Source organism: Nioella sp., from assembly GCF_965215655.1.
Taxonomy (GTDB): Bacteria; Pseudomonadota; Alphaproteobacteria; order Rhodobacterales; family Rhodobacteraceae; genus Nioella.
The window spans coordinates 177,501-199,726 of the sequence record NZ_OZ244111.1 but is presented as its reverse complement, the minus strand read 5'-3'; the positions used below and the strand labels follow the sequence as shown (position 1 = coordinate 199,726).

Annotated in this window: 18 protein-coding genes, 1 tRNA gene and 2 rRNA genes (1 of these 21 only partly in view); 11 read left to right on the top strand and 10 right to left on the bottom strand. The window is 61.5% G+C overall.

Features of this window, described 5'->3' with window-relative positions:
• Nucleotides 1–18: 18 nt before the first annotated feature.
• From ACOOEX_RS01005 to ACOOEX_RS00985, 5 genes are all read right to left on the bottom strand, one after another.
• Nucleotides 19–1,530, bottom strand: coding sequence for a sugar ABC transporter ATP-binding protein (locus ACOOEX_RS01005; RefSeq protein WP_420396726.1), 1,512 nt, complete (start codon nucleotides 1,528–1,530; stop codon nucleotides 19–21).
• Nucleotides 1,527–2,513 (bottom strand): ABC transporter permease, encoded by a 987-nt coding sequence (locus tag ACOOEX_RS01000; protein ID WP_420396725.1) that lies wholly within the window; start codon nucleotides 2,511–2,513, stop codon nucleotides 1,527–1,529. The genes ACOOEX_RS01005 and ACOOEX_RS01000 overlap by 4 nt, the downstream gene beginning before the upstream one ends.
• A gap of 27 nt (nucleotides 2,514–2,540) precedes the next feature.
• Nucleotides 2,541–3,521, bottom strand: a complete 981-nt coding sequence (locus tag ACOOEX_RS00995) for an ABC transporter permease (RefSeq protein WP_420396724.1) — start codon at nucleotides 3,519–3,521, stop codon at nucleotides 2,541–2,543.
• 85 nt (nucleotides 3,522–3,606) lie between these two features.
• Nucleotides 3,607–4,404: an SDR family oxidoreductase gene (locus ACOOEX_RS00990; RefSeq protein WP_420396723.1), complete on the bottom strand. Its 798-nt coding sequence runs from the start codon at nucleotides 4,402–4,404 to the stop codon at nucleotides 3,607–3,609.
• A 92-nt stretch (nucleotides 4,405–4,496) separates the two neighbouring features.
• On the bottom strand, nucleotides 4,497–5,474 hold the full coding sequence (locus ACOOEX_RS00985; protein WP_420396722.1) for a sugar ABC transporter substrate-binding protein: 978 nt from the start codon (nucleotides 5,472–5,474) through the stop codon (nucleotides 4,497–4,499).
• A gap of 276 nt (nucleotides 5,475–5,750) precedes the next feature.
• Here ACOOEX_RS00985 and ACOOEX_RS00980 point away from each other — a divergent pair, with 276 nt between their 5' ends.
• The 8 genes from ACOOEX_RS00980 to ACOOEX_RS00945 all read left to right on the top strand — a co-directional run bounded on the left by ACOOEX_RS00980 (nucleotide 5,751) and on the right by ACOOEX_RS00945 (nucleotide 15,435).
• Nucleotides 5,751–7,514 (top strand): ABC transporter substrate-binding protein, encoded by a 1,764-nt coding sequence (locus ACOOEX_RS00980; protein WP_420396721.1) that lies wholly within the window; start codon nucleotides 5,751–5,753, stop codon nucleotides 7,512–7,514.
• A 13-nt stretch (nucleotides 7,515–7,527) separates the two neighbouring features.
• Nucleotides 7,528–8,337: an SDR family NAD(P)-dependent oxidoreductase gene (locus ACOOEX_RS00975; RefSeq protein ID WP_420396720.1), complete on the top strand. Its 810-nt coding sequence runs from the start codon at nucleotides 7,528–7,530 to the stop codon at nucleotides 8,335–8,337.
• A 66-nt stretch (nucleotides 8,338–8,403) separates the two neighbouring features.
• Nucleotides 8,404–9,714 carry a M24 family metallopeptidase gene (locus ACOOEX_RS00970; RefSeq protein ID WP_420396719.1) on the top strand — a complete coding sequence of 437 codons (1,311 nt, stop codon included), beginning with the start codon at nucleotides 8,404–8,406 and terminating at the stop codon, nucleotides 9,712–9,714.
• Nucleotides 9,715–9,801: 87 nt separating this feature from the next.
• The gene (locus tag ACOOEX_RS00965; protein ID WP_420396718.1) at nucleotides 9,802–10,809 is read left to right on the top strand and encodes a thiamine pyrophosphate-dependent dehydrogenase E1 component subunit alpha; all 1,008 of its coding nucleotides are present in this window, start codon (nucleotides 9,802–9,804) and stop codon (nucleotides 10,807–10,809) included.
• 12 nt (nucleotides 10,810–10,821) lie between these two features.
• Complete coding sequence (locus ACOOEX_RS00960) at nucleotides 10,822–11,817, top strand: alpha-ketoacid dehydrogenase subunit beta (protein ID WP_420396717.1); 996 nt, start codon at nucleotides 10,822–10,824, stop codon at nucleotides 11,815–11,817.
• Complete coding sequence (locus ACOOEX_RS00955; protein WP_420396716.1) at nucleotides 11,807–13,072, top strand: biotin/lipoyl-containing protein; 1,266 nt, start codon at nucleotides 11,807–11,809, stop codon at nucleotides 13,070–13,072. Before ACOOEX_RS00960 ends, ACOOEX_RS00955 begins: the two co-directional genes overlap by 11 nt.
• Before the next feature lie 17 nt (nucleotides 13,073–13,089).
• Entirely contained in the window at nucleotides 13,090–14,520 is a 1,431-nt protein-coding gene (locus tag ACOOEX_RS00950) for an NAD-dependent succinate-semialdehyde dehydrogenase (protein WP_420396715.1), read from the top strand.
• A 9-nt stretch (nucleotides 14,521–14,529) separates the two neighbouring features.
• Complete coding sequence (locus tag ACOOEX_RS00945; protein WP_420396714.1) at nucleotides 14,530–15,435, top strand: 2-oxo acid dehydrogenase subunit E2; 906 nt, start codon at nucleotides 14,530–14,532, stop codon at nucleotides 15,433–15,435.
• 817 nt (nucleotides 15,436–16,252) lie between these two features.
• Here the strand turns inward: ACOOEX_RS00945 and ACOOEX_RS00940 are convergent.
• Nucleotides 16,253–17,047, bottom strand: coding sequence for an MFS transporter (locus ACOOEX_RS00940; protein WP_420396713.1), 795 nt, complete (start codon nucleotides 17,045–17,047; stop codon nucleotides 16,253–16,255).
• An 8-nt stretch (nucleotides 17,048–17,055) separates the two neighbouring features.
• Nucleotides 17,056–17,316 (bottom strand): metal-sensing transcriptional repressor, encoded by a 261-nt coding sequence (locus tag ACOOEX_RS00935; protein ID WP_420396712.1) that lies wholly within the window; start codon nucleotides 17,314–17,316, stop codon nucleotides 17,056–17,058.
• 84 nt (nucleotides 17,317–17,400) lie between these two features.
• On the opposite strand from ACOOEX_RS00935, the gene ACOOEX_RS00930 reads away from it, so the two are divergent.
• From ACOOEX_RS00930 to ACOOEX_RS00920, 3 genes are all read left to right on the top strand, one after another.
• Entirely contained in the window at nucleotides 17,401–17,754 is a 354-nt protein-coding gene (locus ACOOEX_RS00930; RefSeq protein ID WP_420396711.1) for a hypothetical protein, read from the top strand.
• 61 nt (nucleotides 17,755–17,815) lie between these two features.
• The gene (locus ACOOEX_RS00925) at nucleotides 17,816–18,544 is read left to right on the top strand and encodes a HupE/UreJ family protein (RefSeq protein ID WP_420396710.1); all 729 of its coding nucleotides are present in this window, start codon (nucleotides 17,816–17,818) and stop codon (nucleotides 18,542–18,544) included.
• Nucleotides 18,545–18,556: 12 nt separating this feature from the next.
• Nucleotides 18,557–19,207: a transmembrane anchor protein gene (locus tag ACOOEX_RS00920; RefSeq protein ID WP_420396709.1), complete on the top strand. Its 651-nt coding sequence runs from the start codon at nucleotides 18,557–18,559 to the stop codon at nucleotides 19,205–19,207.
• 427 nt (nucleotides 19,208–19,634) lie between these two features.
• On the opposite strand, the gene ACOOEX_RS00915 is transcribed toward ACOOEX_RS00920, so the two are convergent.
• The 3 genes from ACOOEX_RS00915 to ACOOEX_RS00905 all read right to left on the bottom strand — a co-directional run.
• Nucleotides 19,635–19,711, bottom strand: a tRNA-Met gene (locus ACOOEX_RS00915).
• A 74-nt stretch (nucleotides 19,712–19,785) separates the two neighbouring features.
• Nucleotides 19,786–19,900, bottom strand: a 5S ribosomal RNA gene (gene rrf / locus ACOOEX_RS00910).
• A gap of 141 nt (nucleotides 19,901–20,041) precedes the next feature.
• Nucleotides 20,042–22,226, bottom strand: a 23S ribosomal RNA gene (locus tag ACOOEX_RS00905); it runs 643 nt beyond the window's last position.

Below are 22,226 nucleotides of genomic sequence, written 5' to 3'. Positions count from 1 at the left end.
GCAAATCCGACCTTCATCTCAGGCAGCCTTTCCACCCCCGATTCCGGAAATCGCCTGAATCAGATTGTCCTCGGTCACTTCCTCCGACGTGAAGGTGCGGATGATCCGTCCCATATACATTGCCACAATCCGGTCCGAGACATGCAGAACCTCGGGCATTTCGGAACTGACGACGATGACAGCATAGCCCTGCGCGGCCAGTTCGCGGATCAGGTTGTGGATCTCGGACTTGGACCCCACGTCGATGCCACGCGTCGGTTCATCCACGATCAGCACATTGGGATGCATGGACAGCCATTTGCCGATGACGATCTTCTGCTGGTTGCCACCCGAGAGATTGCCGACCGTTTGTCGCCAGCCCGGAGTGCGGATATCGAGCTTGTCGCGGTACTGATCGAAGATGGCCACCTCGGCACCGTCGGACACGAATGGCCCCGCAGTGAGATCCCCGACCTGCGGCAAGGTCATGTTGTCGCGACAGTTCATGCCGAGGACGAGGCCCTGCCCCTTGCGGTCCTCGGGCACCAGAGAGATGCCGCGCGCAATGGCATCGGCCGGCGACTGGATGGTCACTTCCTCGCCATCCATCAGGATCGTGCCCGCCGACGGGGTGCGCAGACCGAACAGCGTTTCGGCAATCTCGGTGCGGCCCGCACCGACAAGCCCGTAAAAGCCGACAACCTCGCCCCGGCGCACCTCGAAACTGACATCCTCATACAGGTTGCCACAGCTCAGCCCCCGCACCTCGATGGCCACATCGCCCAATTCGTGATGGCTTTCGTTGCGGCTGAGGTCGAGCTTTCGCCCGATCATCATCTGGGTCACGCCTTCCTCGTCGGTTTCGGCGGTGTTGACGGTTCCCTGATACTGTCCGTCGCGCAGGACGCTGATCCGGTCGGTGATCTTGAAGATCTCTTCCATCCGGTGAGAGATATAGGCGATGCCGACACCCTGCGATTGCAGATCGGCGATCACCTCGAACAGCACGACCTTTTCCGCGTCGGTCAGGGATGCGGTCGGTTCATCGAAGATCACCGCCTTTGCGTCGACGGTCAGGGCGCGGGCAATCTCGACCATCTGCTGATTGGCAATCGAAAGGCTGCCGACACGGGTCTTCGCGTTGAAACCGACATTCAGCTTCTTGAGGATCTCATTGGTGTTGGCCTCAAGCTGTGCCCAGTCCACCAGTCCGAACCGCTTTCGCGGCAATTCGCCAAGATAGATGTTTTCGGCGACGCTGAGTTCCGTTGCGAGGCTGAGTTCCTGGTGAATGAAGACGATGCCCTTGGCCTTGGCTTCTAGCGGACCGGACATGACCACCGGTTGTTCATCGACGATGATCTGGCCTTCGTCGGGCTGGTATATGCCGCCAAGCACCTTCATCAGCGTGGATTTCCCGGCACCGTTTTCGCCCATCAGGGCATGGACCTCGCCCGGAAGGAGGGTCAGGGAAACGCCGTCAAGGGCACGGACGCCGGGAAAGGTCTTTACGATGCCTTCCAATCGCAGCACGGGGGTTTTCTCGGTCATACCTTCAACTCCTCTTTGCCTTTCACGTTCAGTTGCCGATCGAGGAACAGCACCGCGATAAGGATAAGGCCGATCACAAGGTTCACGGTTGCGGTGTCGGCACCGATATGGCCAAGCCCCTTTCGCAGAAGCTGGATTGCGATAACGCCGCCAAAAGTGCCCACGATGGACCCCGCCCCACCGATCAGCTTGGTGCCGCCAAGCACCACGGCGGTGATGGCCCACAGCTCGAACAGCATCCCGTCATTGGGGTTCACGGACCCGCTGCCGGAATAGAAGGTCACCGCCGACAGCGCTGCGAGAAAACCGATCAGCACGAAATTGATCAGCATGTGCGGCCCCACCCGGATCGCGGCATTGACCGCCGCCTCGCGGTTGTTGCCGACGGCGTAGGCGTTGCGCCCATGCACGGTACGGGTCATCACGAACCAGACGATCAGGGCCACCGCAAGGAAGACAAGCGCCGGGGTTTCGACCCCGAAAATGTCCCATTCCGCGATGTCGACCATCGTCCAGTTCAGGTGATAGGTCGGGTTCTCGCCGTTATACATGAAGACAAGGCCCCGGTAGCCGAGCATCGACCCAAGCGTCACGATGAACGCATCAACGCCCGTCTTCCACACGATGATGCCGTTGATCAGGCCAAGAACCGCCCCGGTCAGCAGGGCGAACAGCCACGCCAGCGGGATCGCCCAATCGCCCAGAGACTCCATGAACGGCCAGGACATCGAGTCGAGCATCACAATGGCACAAAGTGCGTAGATCGCCCCGACGCTCAGGTCGATATTGCCGTTGATCATGATCACCGTCATGCCGACCGCGATGATCCCGATGGGTGCCGATTGCTTGAGCAGCAGCAGCATGTTGTCGAGGTCCATGAAGGCCCGTTCGGACAGCGACCAGAACTCACCGGCGATCTGGAAGAAGATCAGTTCCAGTACGATGAAGCCCCAGATGGCGCCGTTCTTAATGAGGTTGGACATGTTATCGCTTTTCATCTGTCTGTCCCCTCACGCGATCGCTGACCAGAGCTTGCCGCGCTTGGTGGCAATATCGAGCCACACGGCAAGGATGATGATGACCCAGGTCACGACGAACTGGACGTAGAACTCGAGCCCCGCCAGCAGCAGACCGTTCTGGATGAAGCCGAGGATCAGCACGCCGATCACGGTCTTGAACACGGTACCGGACCCGCCAAGCAGGGATGCACCCCCGAGGATGACTGCGGCCAGAACCTCCAGCTCCATTCCCTGGCCCACGGTGTTCTGCGCGCCCATGGTACGGCTGGCCTGAATCAGACCGGCGGTGGCGACGCAGAAAGAGGAGATGATGTAGGTGAAGAACACCACCCGCGCGCGCGGGATGCCGGAAAAAGTCGCCGCCGTGCCATTTCCGCCCACGGCATAGACCTTTCGGCCAAAGGGCGTCTTGGCAAGAAGGATCGCCAGCACCGCCGCGAGCAATCCGAAGATCAGAACCGGGATCGGAATGCCAAGCGCTGTGCCGCGCCCGAAGACGCCAAACCAGGTGGCGTCCTGATTGGCGATATCCATGTTCTGCCCGCCCGACCAGGTCAGCGTCAGGCCGTGAATGGCCGACAGCATCCCCAATGTGACGATCAGCGAGTTGAGCCTCAGATAGCCCACGAGAAAGCCGATCAGCGCCCCGATGGCCATGGTCATGGCGAACATGACGGGAATAGCCAGATAGGGGCCAAAGGCTGGGTTTTCGTGCAGGTCAAGAACCACGATGGCCGAGAACGACATCAGCGACCCGACCGAGAGGTCAAGGTTGCCGCCGATCACCACGAAAGTCACGCCAAGCGCCATGACCCCCAGGATCGCCGAGGACCGGATCACGCCGAACACATTGTCAATGTCGATAAAGCGCGGATTCCAAAGCGAAAATCCGACCATAAAAAGCACGAAGGCCACCAAGATGCCCTGTCGGGCCAGAAAGCGGCCTACCGCGTCCAGGTTCTTCTCTGCCATCTTCTCTCCTCCCGAACAGCGCGCGTGTCGCGCGGCACTGTTATTTCCCTGATCCTCTGGCCGCCCGCCCCGATTTGAAGGGCAGTCAGACCAGCGTCATTCCTCCGTCGATCATCACGATCTGGCCGGTCATGTAGTCGCTGTCCTTCGCAGCCAGGAAGGTGGTCGTTCCGGTGATATCCTCGGGTCTTGCCACGCGGCCCTTCAGGATATCGGCCGAAAATTCCTCCATCGCCTGCCCCGGACGCTCGGCTGCTCCGATCTCCATCAGGTCCTGATCGACCTGATCCCACATCTCGGTGGCAACCACACCCGGCGCGAAACCGGTGACGGTGATATTGTGCTTGGCCAGATCCCGCGCGCCCGATTGCGTCAGCGACACCACGGCCCACTTCGAGGCGCAATAAGGCGCCACATTGTCAAATCCCTGCCGGCTGGCAATCGAGGCGGTATTGATGATCTTGCCGCCGGTTCCCTGCGCAATCATCTGCTGCGCGGCCTCCTGCATGCCGATCAGGCATCCCAGCCCATTGATGTCCATGATGAATTTCCAGTTGTCCTCGGTCACATCGAGAAAATTCATCGGCTTGTTGACGCCGGCATTGTTGAACTTGACGTCCAGCTTGCCAAACGCCTCGACCGTTTTGGCAATCATGCTGCGGACCTGTTTCCGGTCGGTGACGTTTACCGACGCTGAAATGACGCGACCGCCGCCTGTCTTGGCGCGGTCTTCGTTCGCGGCCGCGACCGTGGCGACCTTGTCTGCATTGATATCAGCAAAACACACATCGGCGCCTTCGTCCAGCAACGCCTCTGCTATGGCGCGGCCAATGCCCTGCGCAGCGCCTGTCACGATGCAGGCACGCCCCGAGACTCGTCCCATGACGCCCTCCCCCGGTCTGTCGTTGTTCTTGTTTGGCGGTCAAGGCGGCACGGGGCCGGACACGTTCGGTCCGGCCCCGGCCTGTCAGTGGATCAGAAGACCGGACGGTCGAACTCGTCCATGTTTTCCTGAGTGATCTTCGGCGTGTCGAAGTAGTTCAGGAAGGGCACTTCCTCGCCATTCAGGATGGCGATCGCGGTGGCCAGTGCGGCCTCTGCGTCATCGACCGGCGACTGGTAGATGGAGCCCCAGTATTCGCCACGGCCCATGGCGTCGTAGCCCACGGCGAAGTTGGTGGCACCGACGAAGGTGATGCCTTCGGCGCGGCCTGCGGCAATCGCTGCGTTCAGGGCGCCAACACCCATGTTGTCATCGCCCGAGTAGACGCCGTCGATGTCGTCATACTGCACGAGGAACGCTTCCATCACGCGCTGCGAGTCTTCGCGGTTCCAGTTACCGGGCTGGGTTTCGACCAGCGTGACGTTCGGGCAAACCTCGGGCAGGCGATCTTCGAAGCCCTGCGCCCGCTCGATGGCGGTGGTGTAGCCGGGCTGACCGGAGATCTGCACGACGCGCGCTTCGTTCTCGATGCCGAGCTCGATGAAGCGGTCACACATGATTTCCGCGGAACGCGAACCCTGGGTGATGTTGTCGGGGCCGGAGAAGGAGGAGACGAAGTCGAACCCTTCTTCCGCGATGTTGGAGTTGGTGACGATCACCGGAATGCCGGCCTGGTACGCTTCGCGCACGGCGGGGATCACGGCCTGACCGTTGGTGGGCCAGATGATGATTGCATCGACTTCCTGCTGCACGAGATCCTGCATCTGCGCGATCTGGCGGGACACGTCGCCGCCCGCGTCAAGCACGACGACCTCGACATTGGGATCTGCTTCTGCCGCGGCGATGAACGCCTCTTCATAGGTCGTCTGATAGCTGTCGACGCCCACGTTGTTCTGGGTGATGCCGATGGTGAAGGTGCCACCATGTGCGTCTGCAGACGCTGCGCTTGCGAGAGCGATGCCCGCCAGCGCGGTGGTGCCCGCGATCATGGCCTTGGTGCGAATGTTCATCCTGGTTCCTCCCTTAGATGACTCAAATCTCGATGTCCCCGGCCGCCCGTCCAGAGGGAATCACCCTCGGGCTGCCGAATGACGCATTGGTCGCGTTTTTTGGCTTTCTGGTCCGCATTGGATTTGTTCATTTCGAACATTTTGTTGTTCAAAACGGATATCTGTGCTGTTCTTGCGGCCTTCCCAATCCGTCAAAAGCAACTGAGGCGAGACATGCGACAGCCGAATCCCCCCGTGGGCAGACCCGCAGCACATATATCCGAAGACGACAGGGACATGAAAAATATTCAAAACGAATATTTGCTAGGTGGCAGTCCGGTGACCCCCGGCAAGCCGCCCTATGTCTCGTCGGATATGTTGCAGGTCATTGATCTGATAGAGGATTTTTCCTCCGAGATCGAGTCCATGCTGGATGTTGCTTCGCCCAATCCGCATCTCAACATGGCGCTTCACCTTGTGAAGAACCACCTGGAGGGCCGGATAAGCACTGCGTCCTCGGTGATCGCGGCCTCTGCCGTGCCTTATGCCACCGCGCGGCGCAAACTGGCAGAACTGCAAGAGGCCGGGCTGATCGAAACCCGCCCGCGCACCAAGACCGGCAAGAGCTTTTCTCTCCATCCCAGTGCCTTGCTCATGCAGAACTGGGGGCAATTGGCGGACCGGCTGCTGCGCATGGCGAAGAAGCATGTTGGCGAAGGTGGCAGCTCCCGGTCCGAGGCGGAGTATTATTTCGGCGGCTCTTACCAGATTGGCCGTTCGATCCAGCCGCCCAAGGTTCTGCCAGAGCCGCTTTCGCTGAGCGGCGGCCTGCGCATCCTCGTTCATGGCGATCCCACCTTCATGGTGATGGAAAGCCTCAAGCGCCAGTTCGAGCAGGTCGTCGGCACCAAGATCAGCCAACGGGCCTTTTCCATCGACCGGCTGCATGAAGAAGCATTGCGCAACGGCGAACGTCCGGCCAGCCGCTATGACATCATCGCCGTGGACCTGCCCTGGATCGGTGAATTCGTGTCCAAGGGCCTGCTGACACCGCTAACCGACATACTGGATATCGAGTCGCTCGATCCGGGCGACTTCCATACCGCGGGCTGGCAAGCGGCGCATTGGGCGGGCCAGCCCTATGGCGTACCAAGCCAGACCACGCCCGAACTGATGTTCTACCGCAAGGACTGGTTCGCCGAGGCCGGGCTCGAACCGCCACGGACCACAGGCGCCGTTCTGGAGGCCGCCAAGACCTTTCACGAGCCGCGAAAGGGCCGCTACGGCATCGCATGGAACGCCGCGCGCGGCACCGCGCTTGGCCATACATTCATGATGACCTGCGCCGATTTCGGCCAGCCGATCCTGAATCTTGCGGAAATCGCGGGGGGCTTCGACGCGGGTCGCCTAAACCGCGACGACCTGGTGCCAAGCATCGACACGCCGCGTGCGCTGGAGGCGGCCGACTACCTGATGGCGCTGCTGGAATTCTCGCCGCCCGATATCCTGTCGATGTCGTGGTACGAACGCGTCCGCCCCTATGCGGCGGGCAAGATCGCCATGGCCTACGGCTATACCCTGCTGGCCCCCTATTTCGAGCTGGACGAGAAATCGCCCGCCAATGGCAACACCGGCTACCTGCCGCACCCCGCCGGTCCGTCCGGCCACCCGATCGCGCCCGTGGGCGGCTATGTTCTGTGCATTCCATCGAACCTGCCGGATGAGAGGAAGCGAGAGGCGGCCAAGGCGCTTGTCGCCTTCACCTCGCCCGAGGCGCAGAAGCTTTATGTCCAGCATGGCAGCCGCACAGCGCCCCGCTACTCGGTCGGCGCGGATCCCGACGTACGCCAGCTATCGCCCATCTTCGAGGCCGTCGATGCCATGTCCTGGCATGACGAACTGCAATTCTGGCCCCGCCCGCCGGTCCCGCAGATCAACCAGTTGATCGCGATCTGCGGAGAGGAGCTTCACGACATGCTGCGGGGTGTCTCAGCCCCGCGCGAGACCCTGGCACGGGTTCAGTCCCGCGCCGAACAGGTCATGCGACAACACAGGGATTAGAGGAGGAACCCCAATGGACCCCAATCGACTCAACGGCAAGAATATCCTGATCACCGGCGCCGCGCGCGGCATGGGCGCAGGCAACGCAGAGGCCTTCGCGGCACAGGGTGCCAATGTGTGCCTCGGTGACCTTGATCTCGACGAAGCGCAGAAGGTTGCCGACAGGATCAACGCGGCCGGCAACGGCAAGGCGATTGCGGTCAAGATGGACGTCACAAAGCGCGAGGACAACGCAGCCGCCGTGGCCGCCTGTGTCGAGGCCTTTGGCAGCATCAACGTGGCACTGTTCAACGCGGGCCTCAACAAGCCCCGGTTCTTCATGGATATCGATGAAGACAACTGGGACATGATCATGACCGTCAACACCAAGGCCATGTGGCTGGGCATGCAGGAAGCCGCCCGCCAGATGATCGCCCAGGGCCCGATGGAAGATCACCCTTACAAGATCATCAACGTGGGCAGTATCGCCTCGCGCAAGCCGCTGGTGGACGTGACCGTCTACTGCACCTCCAAATATGGCTGCCTTGCGCTGACCGAATGCGGCGCGCTTGGTCTGGCCGAGCACAACATCACCGTGAACGGCTATGCGCCGGGCGTGGTTGTGACGCCGCTTTGGGAACAGCTCGACAAGGACCTGGTCGAGATCGGCTTCAAGGAACGCGCCGGTCAGGCCTATGACGACATCGTCGAGAACAACCTTGTGATCAAGCGCGTCTCCTATCCCGATGACATCACCGGCACCGCATCGTTCCTCGCGTCCAACGACAGCGACTACATGACCGGCCAGATGATCTCGATCGATGGTGGCTGGGTCACGAAATAGGCCCGCAACACCACACCTTTCAGCAACAAACCGGGTGCGCATGGCCGCACCCGAAAGGAGTTTCCGATGTCAGAACGCCCCGGCAATGCACTCATGCCAAACCTGCTCACCCCGCAGGATCTTGAAACCAACTGGGAATGGCGTGACAAGATCCCGGCTTGGGGTCACACCTCGGTCGATTTCGAAAAGCGGGTCGACCATGACCGCCTGCGCCGCTACCGTCTGGCCCGCACGCGGCAGAGCTTGCAGAATTCCCCCGCCGGATCGCTGCTGCTGTTCGATGTGAACAACATCCGCTACGTATCCGCGACCAAGATCGGTGAATGGGAACGGGACAAGATGTGCCGCTTCTGCCTGCTGACCGGCGATGACAGCCCCTATGTCTGGGATTTCGGTTCGGCGGCGGTGCATCACAAGCGCTATTCGGATTGGCTGGAGCCCGATCACTGCCTGGCCGGCGTCGTCGGCATGCGCGGCACGATCCCGCCGGAATTCGGCCTAATGAAGAAATATGCCAAGATGATCGCGCAGCTGATCAAGGATGCGGGCATGGCCGATATGCCCGTGGGCGTGGACTATGCGGAAACTGCCATGTTCCACGCCCTGCAGGAAGAAGGCATTCACGTGGTTGATGGTCAGCAGATCATGCTGGCGGCGCGCGAGATCAAGAACTGGGATGAAATCCAGCTTCTGACGCAGGCGGCCTCCATGGTCGATGGCGTCTACCACATGATCTATGAAGAGCTGAAACCCGGCGTGCGCGAGAATGACATCGTCGCCATGTCCAACAAGCTGCTCTACGAAATGGGCTCGGACGATGTTGAGGCGATCAATGCCATTTCCGGCGAACGCTGCAACCCGCATCCGCATAACTTCACCGACCGTCTGATCCGCCCCGGCGACCAGGCATTCTTTGATATTCTCCAGTCCTATCAGGGCTATCGGACCTGCTATTACCGGACCTTCAACGTCGGCCGCGCGACACCGTCCCAGAACGACGCCTATGTGAAGGCGCGGGAATGGATCGACGCCTCCATCGCGATGATTAAACCGGGCGTGACCACCGACAAGGTGGCCGCAGTCTGGCCGACCGCGGAAAGCCTCGGCTTCCCCAACGAAGACGCCGCTTTCGGCCTGCAATTCGGCCATGGCCTTGGCCTCGCGCTGCACGAACGCCCGATCATCTCCCGCGCGGTCAGCATGGACCACCCGATGGAGATCAAGACCGGCATGGTCTTCGCGCTGGAAACCTACTGCCCGGCGACGGACGGATATTCGGCGGCGCGGATCGAGGAAGAAGTGGTGGTGACCGAGACCGGTTGCGAGGTGATCAGCCTCTTCCCGGCCGAAGAACTGCCGATCGCCAACCGTTATTGAGACGGGTGGCCGGGTGAAAAACCCGGCCACCTGCCACGATGCAGGCCGGGCCGTGCGCCCGGCGCCCGTTCAAGGGGGAAGCCCGCTATGGCCAAATCGAAAACAAATACCGAAGACTACCTGACGATGTACCGCCAGATGGTGCGTATCCGGACCTTCGAGGACAATGCCAACCAACTCTACCTGTCAGCCAAGATGCCGGGCCTTACCCACATGTATTCTGGCGAGGAAGCCGTCGCCGTGGGCATCTGCGAAGCGCTGAAGGTTACCGACAAGATCACCTCGACCCACCGGGGCCACGGCCATTGCGTGGCCAAGGGCGCTGAGTTCAAGGAGATGTTCTGCGAACTTCTGGGCAAGGAAGAGGGCTATTGCCGGGGCAAGGGCGGCTCGATGCATATCGCCGACCAGTCCAACGGCAATCTCGGGGCCAATGCCATTGTCGGCGGCTCCATGGGCATCGCCACGGGCGCGGCCTTCTCTGCCAAACTGCTCGGCAAAGACGATGTGACCGTCTGTTTCTTTGGCGACGGCGCCACGGCGCAGGGGCTGATGTACGAGGTCATGAACATGGCCGCGCTATGGAACCTTCCGGTCATCTATGCCTGTGAAAACAACGGCTATTCCGAGTATACCAGAACCGACGAGATCGCTGCCGGCTCCATCACCGCACGGGCCGAGGCCTTCGGCATCGAGGCGCATCAGGTGGACGGGCAGGACGTTCTCGCCGTCAATGCCCTGACCCAGAAGCTCGTCGATCGTGCCCGCAAGGGCGAAGGCCCGTTCTTCATGGAACTGATGACCTATCGCTATCACGGGCACCATGTGGGCGACATCAACCGCGAATACTACCGGTCCAAGGAAGAAGAGAAGGACTGGAAGGAAAACCGCGATCCGATCATCCGCTTCCGCTCCTGGCTGGTCGAGGAGGGCATCGCCAGCGAAGAGGATCTCGATGCGATGACCGCAGAGATCAAGCGGGACGCGGCGGACGCCGTTGAATACGCGCTGAACGCCAAATACCCGGACGTCTCCGAGGTGGACATGCATGTCTACACCGACATTGAACACGCGCTTGCGCGCGATACGGCCTGAGGAGAAAGACACATGCGTAATATCACCCTGTCCCAGGCGGTAAACGAGGCGCTGGCCGAGGAAATGCGCCGCGACGACACCGTCTTCATCATCGGCGAGGACGTGGCCGAGGCGGGCACGCCGTTCAAGGTTTTGTCCGGCTTGGTCGAGGAATTCGGCACAGCGCGCGTCGTCGACACGCCGATCGCCGAGCCGGGTTTCATGGGGCTGGCCGTCGGCGCCGCCATGACCGGGTCCCGCCCCGTGGTGGATCTGATGTTCGGCGATTTCATCTACCTGATCATGGATCAGCTCTGCAATCAGGCCGCCAAGACCCACTATATGTCAGGCGGCAAGTTGAGCGTGCCGCTGGTTCTGCGCACCAACCTTGGCGCGACAAGGCGGTCCGCCGCGCAGCATTCGCAATCGTTGCATGCTTTGGTGGCCCATATTCCGGGCCTGAAAGTGGCCCTGCCGTCTTCGGCCTATGAGGCCAAGGGCCTGATGAAGACCGCGATCCGCGACAACAACCCGGTCGTGATCTTCGAAGACAAGCTGATGTATAACGACAAGGCCCCGGTCCCCGAAAAGGAATACCTGATCCCCTTCGGCGAGGCGAACATCAAGCGCGAAGGCACGGACATCACCCTGATCGGTACGTCTTCCATGGTGCAGGTCTGTGAAAAGGCCGCCGAGATTCTGGCCGCCGAAGGCATCAGCGCCGAGGTGATCGACCCGCGCACCATCGTGCCGCTGGACGAGAAAACCCTGATCGAGTCGGCCAAGAAGACCAGCCGCGTGATCGTCGTGGATGAAGGCCACCAGAGCTTTGGCATCACTGGCGAAATCGCGGGCCGGATCAACGAAAAGGCCTTCTATCACCTTGATGCACCGGTGCTGCGCATGGGGGCGATGGATGTGCCGGTGCCCTTCAGCCCCGCGCTGGAGGACATCACCGTGCCGACGCCCGAGGCGGTGGTCGAGAACGCCCGCAAGCTCATGTCCGGGGAGATGATCCATGCCGCATGAGGTGATCATGCCCGCCCTCGGGATGGCGCAGGACACCGGCAAGATCGTGAGCTGGCTGAAACAGGCTGGCGACGTGGTCAAGGCGGGCGATGCGCTGTTCGAGGTGGAAACCGACAAGGCGACGATGGAGGTCGAATCTCCGGCGGACGGGTTCCTGACAGACGTGACCGCAGGCGATGGCGACGACGTGCCGGTGGGCAATGTCATCGCGCTGATCTCGGACACGGCGGAGGGCAGTGGCACCGCGGCCCCTGCCCCGGCGGCCGACGCCCCTGCCAGCGACGACCTGTCCGAGGGCACTGGCGTCATCATGCCCGCTCTTGGCATGGCGCAGGACGAAGGCGTGATCGTCGCGTGGCACAAGGCCCCCGGCGACGCCGTGGCCTCTGGTGATATCCTGTTCGAGGTGGAAACCGACAAGGCCACGATGGAGGTGGAGGCAGGCCATGACGGCTTTGTCGCGGCGCTTCTGGCCGAAGCGGGCGAGGCAGCGCCCGTGGGCGAAGTCATCGCCATCATCTCTGCCGAGGCCCCGGCCAACCCTGTCAGCCGCAGCTGGTCGGGTGGCGCTCAACCAACCCCCGCCCCGGTGAACGAACAGGCCAAACCCGCGCCAGCCCCGAAACCCGCCGCCGAACCGGTGGCAAAGGCTGCCGCGCCGGTTGCCACGGGGGGGCGAATCCTCGCCTCGCCCAAGGCCCGCAAGATCGCGCTGGAGGAAGGGTTGGACCTGCAACGGCTGGTCGCGGTCGGGCATCCACAGCCCTACCATGTCGCGGATCTGGAGGTGCTGAGAAGCCTGCCCGACGCGACCGCCGAGCCCACCCCGACCACAGCCGCCGCTGCCAGCCGTCACCTGACAGCCGAGGTTCCCGCCAAGGCTTTCGCGGATTTCTGTGCATGGGCCACTGAGGACATCGGCGCACCTGTGGACCGCGCCGCGTTGCTGGCCCGCTTTGCCGCGGCGTCCATTGGCGATCCGCTGGCGGCCATTGCCGTCGACACCCATGGCCAGACCCGCGTGATGCCCGAGGATGCGGAACCGGCCCTGACCATCCGCGATCTTGCAGGGACGCCCATCACCTCGGTCAATCTCGGGGCGGAAGCGACCCCGGTGTTGACCCTGACCGACATGGGCGACACCCTGACCATCACGCTCGAATGTGCGCCCGGGCAGCTCTCTACCCCGCAAGCGCTTTCCCTCATCGGCGGATTCGCCGGCCGGCTTGCCGAGCCGCTCCGCCATCTGCTCTGACCCCCGCGAGGACCGACATGGAACACACCGATCTCTATATCAACGGCGAATGGCGCGAAGGTGCCGACAAGGCCCGTTTCGACGTTCTGAACCCCGCGACCGAGGAGGTTCTGGCCTCCGTCGCTTCCGCTGAAATCGCCGATGCCGATGCCGCGCTCGATGGCGCCGAAGCCGCGATGAAGGACTGGGCTGCGCGCACCCCGCGCGAACGCTCCGAGGTGCTGCGCAAGGCGTGGGAACTGATGACCGCGCGGCTCGATTATTTCGCCAATCTGATCACGCTGGAAAACGGCAAGGCGGGCGTGGATGCGAAGGGCGAAGCCACCTATGCCGCCGAGTTCTTTCGCTGGTTCGCGGAAGAGGCCGTGCGCGCCGACGGGCTGATCACCCATGCCCCCGCCTCCGGCGCGCGGATCATCGTGCAGCACAAGCCTGCGGGCCTTGCAGTGCTGGTCACGCCGTGGAACTACCCCGCCGCCATGGGCACCCGGAAAATCGCGCCCGCGCTTGCCGCCGGTTGTGGCGTGATCATCAAGCCCGCCTCGGAAACGCCCCTGACCATGCTGGCGCTGATGCCGCTGCTGGAAGAGGCGGGCGTGCCAGCGGGCCTCGTGAACGTCCTGCCCTCGCGCCGCACCGGTGCGCTGGTCGATCACCTGATGCACGATCCGCGTGTGCGGGTGATCAGCTTCACCGGGTCGACGGGTGTGGGCCGCAAGCTGCTTAAAGGGGCCGCCGACCAGGTGCTGAAACCGGCGATGGAACTGGGCGGCAACGCGCCCTGCATCGTCTTTGACGACGCAGATATGGACACCGCCATTGAGGGCACAATGCTGGCCAAGATGCGCAATCTGGGTGAGGCCTGCACCGCCGCCAACCGCATCTATGTACATGAGGCCGTGGCCGAGGAATTCACCCGCCGCCTGACCGAGCGCATGGAAGCGCTGAAGGTGGGCGACGGCACCGATCCCTCTGTCGATGTGGGGCCGCTGGTCAATGCCGACACCCGCGACAAGGTGGCGGAGTTCGTATCGGACGCGCTGGCCAAGGGCGCGAAACTGGAATGCGGTGGCGTGGTGCCGAACGGCAAGGGCTTCTTCTACCCGCCGACGGTGATGTCCAACGTGCCGGAAACCGCCGACTGCGTGCAGGACGAGATCTTCGGCCCGGTCGCCGCGATCCAGACCTTCACCGATCAGGAAGACGTGATCCGCCGCGCCAATGACACGGAATACGGGCTGGTGGCCTATGTGTTCAGCGAGGATATGAAGCGCGCGATCCAGGTTTGTGAGCGGCTGGACTACGGCATGGTCGGCCTCAACCGTGGCCTCGTCTCGGACCCCGCCGCGCCGTTCGGCGGTGTGAAACAATCGGGCCTTGGCCGTGAGGGCGGGCACGAGGGTATGCTGGAGTTCATGGAAACCCAGTATATCTCGGCCAGCTGGTAAGGGGGCATCATGGACATTCAGGCAAGCCCAAGCACCAAGCACTACGCCGCGAACAAGGGCGTCGATCTGGAAGCCGTGGCCAAGGCCACGGGCCGCACGACGCTTGGACGCGAGGACGTGGACGCGCATCTAAGCGGGGGCGGCAATGCGCCCGCCGCCAGCACCCCCGACGCCAGCCGCTACTGGGACGTGGATCATGCGGCCTATGGCCCGGTGACAGAGGAGCCGATGTCGCGCATCGCGCAGATCGCCTCGGCCAACCTCTCGGCAGCCAACAGCATGATCCCGCAGGTCACCCATCACGACCGGGCGGACATGCGCGCGGTCGAGGCCTTCCGCAAGACGCTGAAAGCCGAAGGCGCGGCGCGCGGGGTTAAGATCACCGCGCTGGCCTTCCACGTGATGGCGCTGGCACGGACCCTGCGCGCCTTCCCGCGGTTCAACGCCTCACTCACAGCGGATGGCGAAACGCTGGTGCTGAAGGACTACGTCCATATCGGCATTGCGGTCGACACGCCCCATGGCCTGATGGTGCCGGTCATCCGGGACGCCGATAAGAAGGGCCTGTGGCAGATCGCAGCCGATATCACCGACCTTGCAGGCCGGGCGCAGGCACGGAAACTGTCGGGCGAGCAGATGGGCGGCGGATCAATGTCGATCTCCAACCTCGGCGGCATCGGCGGCACAGCCTTCACGCCAATCGTGAACCCGCCAGAGGTGGCGATCCTTGGCCTGACCCGCACCGAAACCGTGCCGGTCTGGGAGAACGGAGACTGGTCCCCCGTTCAGATGGTGCCTCTCGATCTCAGCTACGATCACAGGGTCATCAACGGCGCCGACGCGGCACGTTTCCTGACCCATTACGCGCGCCTCCTTGCCGACCCGCGCCGAATGGTTTTGCCGACAGGTCGCTGAGCTCCAGCCCCGGTTCACGGTGCTGCACCGCATTGCCGCTTTTAGCAACCCCGTCACGGAGTCCATAGGATGAGTCCGTCCGGGGAAAGCGGAAGTGCTGTCAAGCATCAGGCCTTTCTCTGCGGCGACGACATGGCCGCTGGCAGGTCCGGCGATGCGCAGAAGTCCAGACCGTGTTGGCAAAAGGGATTCACATCGTTTGCTGAGCGTGATTCAAGCTGGTATCTGCTATGGAGACCGGCTTGGCAGGAGGTCTGATGGCGGGCGACGGACTGAGCCATTGCAGGCGCCATTGGCAAGAGCATCATGGAAGAGGCATTCTTCGAGCGTTCCATCCTTTCTGTCCGCGCCCCGAACGGACGCAAACCCTCCAACCAACACCTTGTTCCAGATGGCGTTTTCTGGATTGCACGAAAAGCCGCGACCTGCATTCGCGCGCTTTCTCACGGGGATCGCAGCACCGCGCACTGCCGCCCTTGGGCGTTTGGTAACGTGATGCTTTTGTGATTATTTTTTTGGTTGCGGGGGCTCGCAGCTCACGATTTCTGCGACTAGTCAAGAGCGTGGTCCCGCAGCTTGTGGCGTAGTTTCTGGAATAGCATCGGATCACAGCGCAACAGTTTAAGTCCCGGTGTCAGAGAAGCATTAGGGGTTCTGGACGCGAGGGAATTGACCCGGTTTCTCCATACGATAAGTGCACGAGACCTTCAGGCTGGGACTAAGAGCTGGACCCAGAGAATGCGCTTGAGCCTTAAGAAGGTATGAAGCGCGCCGACATCGCTACCGCTCGAAGACACCGGAGTCAGAACTGAGACGCCTAGCGGGGGTGCTGGTCGTCCACGACGACGGGATGCGCATGGCGGCGCGCGCCCTCGAGATGCGGAGGGTCGAGCGGCAGGTTCTCATGAGTATGCTCGAGGATTTCGGGATCCTCCTTCCGCCAGAGGCACAGCACCGTCAGTGCCACGGCACCGGCCAGTGCGGCGAGGCACCCAAGGGCAGTTACGGGGCCGAACTGCGTCATGAGCCAGCCCGACAGCGGATAGGTGACAAAACAGCAGGCGTGGCTCAGCGCGAACTGGGCAGCGAAGAGCGCGACGGTGCCGAAAAAGAGAGAGTTGTAGCTCATCACGGCGAGCAGAAGCGCGGCCAGCGTCGGGCTGACGATGTTCTCCAGATCGTAAGCCAGCCGCGAGAGCGACAGTGCGCGGGTGTAGCGCGCCTCCTCGGGCAGAACGTCCGGGATCGTCACCTGGAAGGTCGGCGTGAAGGCCGCCGAGGCCGATTGCAGCAGGAAGATCAGCACGTAGACCTGCCAGACCTCGGTGACGAAGGGCAGGAAGAGTGCCGCCCCCGCCCGCACCAAGTCGAGACCCACCAGCAGCGCGCGGCGGTTGACGTGGTCGGCGAAGGCTCCCGCAATGGGAGCGATGCCGACATAGGCCACCATTTTGATGGTGAAGACCGTGCCCAGCACCATCGCCGCACCATCGCCCGCGAGGTCATAGGCCAGCAGCCCGAGTGCCACTGTCGCGAGCCCGGTGCCCAGCAGGGCCACGGCCTGAGCCAGAAACAGGCGGCGGTAGGTGCGGTCGGCCAGGATTTCCAGCATCGATGATCTTAGAGGTAGCGGGCGATGGCCTTCAGCTCATCGCGATCCGAGGGGGAATGGTTTTCATCCAGGCAATGGTCCATGTGATCGTGGATCAGGGCCCGCTTGGCGTTTGCGACGGCCTTCTCGACCGCCTGCAGCTGCTGGGCGATGTCGAGGCAAGGCTTGGCGTCCTCGATCATGCCGATCACGGCCCGCGGATGACCGTCGGCACGTTTCAGCCGGGCGATCAGGGCGGGATGGGTTGCGTGGACATCGAGCTTTGTCATAGAAAGACGCTATCCCCCTGGGGGGATAGAACAAGATGGCCTCTTAAGGGGTCACTCAAACGAGCGGGCAGACAGGCAAAACCGATGAGACCGCTAGCGACATTCGGAAGACAGACGTTTGCAGCGCTTCTCTGCCTGTCGATGGTCGTCTGGTCTGTCGTGCCGAGCGCGACCCACACGCCGGCCGTGTTCGAGACGATCCAGGATCATCTGGAGATGATCGCCGATCACGGGCATTCGCATGGATTCGAGGAAGACCTCTACTGGGCGATGCACGGCCACAGCCATGATGCGGCCGACCACGACCACAGCCAGGCGCTCCTGGTCCTCGGGGACCGAAGCCATCCTACTGCCGCCTACCGGGATGCGTGGCGGCTGCAGGCCTCGCCTGGCGGTGGGCGCCACACATTCCGGATCGAACGACCTCCGCGTGCCTGATCGGCACCGCGCCAGCGCGCGGCCTCACCGATCATTCTTTCGCACGAACGGAGACCATTTCATGAGTTCCAACTCATCGGCCCTGCACACTCTCGCGTCGCGACGCGTCACGGCCATCCTTCTGACAGCCCTTGCGCTCTACGCCTCGAGCGTGGCGCAGGTGCTGGCCCATGACGTCACCCCCGGTGACGCGGGCTACATCCAGGAAATCTGGGGGGTGCACATCATCTCCTTCATCTACCTCGGCGCCAAGCACATGGTGACGGGCTACGACCACATCCTGTTCCTTCTGGGCGTCGTGTTCTTCCTCTACAGGATGAAGGACGTGGCCATCTATGTCAGCATCTTCGCCGTGGGCCACTCGGTGACCATGCTGGCCGGCGTCTGGTGGGGATTGGGCATCAATGCCTACATCATCGACGCCATCATCGGCCTTTCGGTCGTCTACAAGGCCCTCGACAACCTCGGCGCCTACCAGAAATGGTTCGGCTTCCAGCCCAACACCAAGGCCGCGACGCTGATCTTCGGCCTTTTCCACGGCACCGGCCTCGCCTCGAAGATCATCGAATACGACATCTCCGAGGATGGCCTCCTATGGAACTTGCTGGCCTTCAACGTTGGTGTCGAGGTCGGCCAGATCCTCGCGCTCTTCGCGATCCTCGTCGTGATGGGCTACTGGCGTCGGTCCGCACGCTTCATGAGCCAGGCCGTCGTCGCCAACGTCATCATGGTGGGCCTTGGCATCTGGCTCACCGTCTACCAGATCAACGGCTTCCTCACGGCCGCATAAGGAGAAACGGATATGCAACTCATCGATAGAATGCGTGACACGATGCAATTGACCGCGGAGAAGCCCGATCCAGCCCTCCTGCCGACGCCCCGGCAACTCCGGCGCTCGACCATCGCCGCCGTGATCGGGGCGGCCTTCATCGGGGTCGGCGTCTACCTGCCGGCCGAATACGGGATCGACCCGACCGGCGTCGGCAATGTCCTCGGCCTCACCGAGATGGGCGAGATCAAGCAGCAGCTCGCCCGCGAGGCGGCCGAGGATGAGCTGATCCATGGTGACGGCGAACAGTCCTCGAGCCTCATGGAAGACATTTTCGGCCTCTTCGTCGGCGCGGCCCATGCACAGGAAGCCTGGAACGACACGGTGACCTTCACGCTGGCACCGGACGCGTTCACCGAGGTCAAGATGGTTATGGCCGCAGGCGATATCGTCGAATATTCGTGGGTCGCTGAAGGCGGGCGCATCAACTTCGACCTGCACGCCCATGGCGACGGCCAGTCGGTGGACTACGACCGCGGCCGCGGCGCGACCGAGGGCGCAGGCAGCATCGAGGCGCCATTCCCCGGCGAACACGGCTGGTTCTGGCGCAACCGCGACGATTCCGACGTGACCGTCACTTTGCAGCTGCGCGGTGCCTACAGCGAAATCGTTCGCAGCGAGTGAGACAATGCGCCTGCGGGAGACCGCAGGCGCAAATCCTCCTTCCCTGCGAACGTCGGGCGTGGGCTTTGTCTGTTGGCCTTCGGTGCAGCGTCGAACAGGACGGGTGAGGTGCCCCTAGATTTGTAGACGCTTTGCCCCCTAATTTTTAGGCAAGGAGGCCGACATGGGGACAAGCAATTACAGCGACGAGTTCAAGCGCGATGCGGTGCATCAGATCACGGTGCGCGGGTGGACGCTCCCTGTGAAGCGAGGGAAGGTGCGGCCTGCCAGTGCTGTTCGGATTGGGACGGGCGTGGGTTGGCTGAGGCTGGAGTGCCACAGCGGTTTTCTTGCTCCGCGTTCTTCCACAGTGCTTCCACCGCGGTAGTGCGAACGCAAGAAGCCCTGCGATTGCGGGGCGTAACGTGATTGTTTTGTGTGTTTATTTTGGTTGCGGGGGTAGGATTTGAACCTACGACCTTCAGGTTATGAGCCTGACGAGCTACCGGGCTGCTCCACCCCGCGCCACTTGCCCGGATATTGTTTTGATCTGGGCTGAGTGTGGTATCGTTTTCGAGAGATTTGGGTTTGCTTGTTAGGTTTGGCGGTGACCTACTCTCCCACGTCTTGAGACGCAGTACCATCGGCGCAACGGTGCTTAACGGCCGAGTTCGGGATGGGATCGGGTGTTTCACTCGCGCTATGACCACCAAACCGAACAAGCAAACCCTGTTTTCCCCTTTTTGATCGGGGGAAAGGGTCAAACATCTTCATCCAGGTCAAGTGACTGTTTGTGTTGGTGTAGTTTCTGCTTTTGATTGATTGTAGGGCCATGAAGTCTGGCTTCTACTGGATCAAATCAAGCCTATCGGGCCATTAGTACCGGTCAACTGAACGCATTGCTGCGCTTACATCTCCGGCCTATCGACGAGGTGGTCTACCTCGGCCCTCAGGGATACCTTGTTTTGAGGGGGGCTTCCCGCTTAGATGCCTTCAGCGGTTATCCTTTCCGATCATAGCTACCCTGCACTGCGGCTGGCGCCACAACAGGTCCACCAGTGGATCGTTCACCCCGGTCCTCTCGTACTAGGGGCAACTCCTCTCAAGTATCCTACACCCACGGCAGATAGGGACCGAACTGTCTCACGACGTTCTAAACCCAGCTCACGTACCTCTTTAAACGGCGAACAGCCGTACCCTTGGGACCTGCTCCAGCCCCAGGATGAGATGAGCCGACATCGAGGTGCCAAACGGTGCCGTCGATATGGACTCTTGGGCACCATCAGCCTGTTATCCCCGGCGTACCTTTTATCCGTTGAGCGATGGCCCTTCCACTCGGGACCACCGGATCACTATGGCCGTCTTTCGACTCTGCTCGACTTGTCAGTCTCGCAGTCAGGCTGGCTTCTGCCATTGCACTCAACGAGCGATTTCCGACCGCTCTGAGCCAACCTTCGCGCGCCTCCGTTACGCTTTAGGAGGCGACCGCCCCAGTCAAACTACCCACCACGCAGGGTCCCGGACCCGGATAACGGGCCGCGGTTAGACTTCAAGCAGAGCAAGGGTGGTATCTCAAGGGAGGCTCCACAGGAACTGGCGTTCCTGCTTCGAAGCCTACCACCTATCCTGCACATGCTGTGCCTGAAGCCAGTGCGAAGCTGTAGTAAAGGTGCACGGGGTCTTTCCGTCTAACCGCGGGAAGCCTGCATCTTGACAGGCAATTCAATTTCGCTGAGTCGATGTTGGAGACAGCGGGGAAGTCGTTACGCCATTCGTGCAGGTCGGAACTTACCCGACAAGGAATTTCGCTACCTTAGGACCGTTATAGTTACGGCCGCCGTTTACCTGGGCTTCAATTCGGAGCTTGCACCCCTCCTTTTAACCTTCAGGCACCGGGCAGGCGTCAGACCCTATACGTCGTCTTGCGACTTCGCAGAGCCCTGTGTTTTTAGTAAACAGTCGCCACCCCCTGGTTTGTGCCCCCAGCTCCAAGTTGCCTTGGAACCGGGCCTCCTTCTCGCGAACTTACGGAGGTATTTTGCCGAGTTCCTTCAACATCGTTCTCTCAAGCGCCTTGGTATTCTCTACCAGTCCACCTGTGTCGGTTTAGGGTACGATCTCATGGAGGGCTATTTCCAGGAACCCGTTGGCTGCCCACACAATCCGATAAGTGTGAACAACGGCTCAGATCCGTCACATCCTCCTGGCCCAGGAATATTAACCTGGTTCCCATCGACTACGCCTTTCGGCCTCGCCTTAGGGGTCGGCTTACCCTGCTCAGATTAGCTTTAAGCAGGAACCCTTGGACTTTCGGCGACAGGGTCTCTCACCCTGTTTGTCGCTACTCATGTCATCATTCTCGCTAGTGATCACTCCACCGGATCGCTCACGCGCCGGCTTCACAGTAAAACCCGGTCCTCCAATGCGCCCGAAGACGCTAAGGAGGAATGGGTTTATTCACACTACGCTCCGCTACCATGCACTATGTGCATCCTCAGCTTCGGCTCATGGCTTGAGCCCCGTTACATCTTCGCCGCAGGACAACTTGTTTAGACCAGTGAGCTGTTACGCTATCTTTAAAGGATGGCTGCTTCTAAGCCAACCTCCTGGTTGTTTTGGTCGTCCCACCTGCTTTCCCACTTAGCCATGAATTAGGGGCCTTAGCTGGAGGTCAGGGTTGTTTCCCTCTCCACGACGGACGTTAGCATCCGCCGTGTGTCTGCCATCTAGTACTCCCGGGTATTCGGAGTTTGGTTAGGATCAGTAAGCCTGTGGGGCCCCATTACCCATCCAGTGCTCTACCCCCCGGGGTATTCGGATGACGCTCTACCTAAATAGATTTCGCGGAGAACCAGCTATCTCCGAGTTTGATTGGCCTTTCACCCCTAGGCACAATTCATCCCGACCTTTTTCAACAGGTGTGGGTTCGGACCTCCAGTAAGTGTTACCTTACCTTCATCCTGATCATGCCTAGATCACTCGGTTTCGGGTCTGATCCATCTAACTCATGCGCCCTATTAAGACTCGCTTTCGCTGCGCC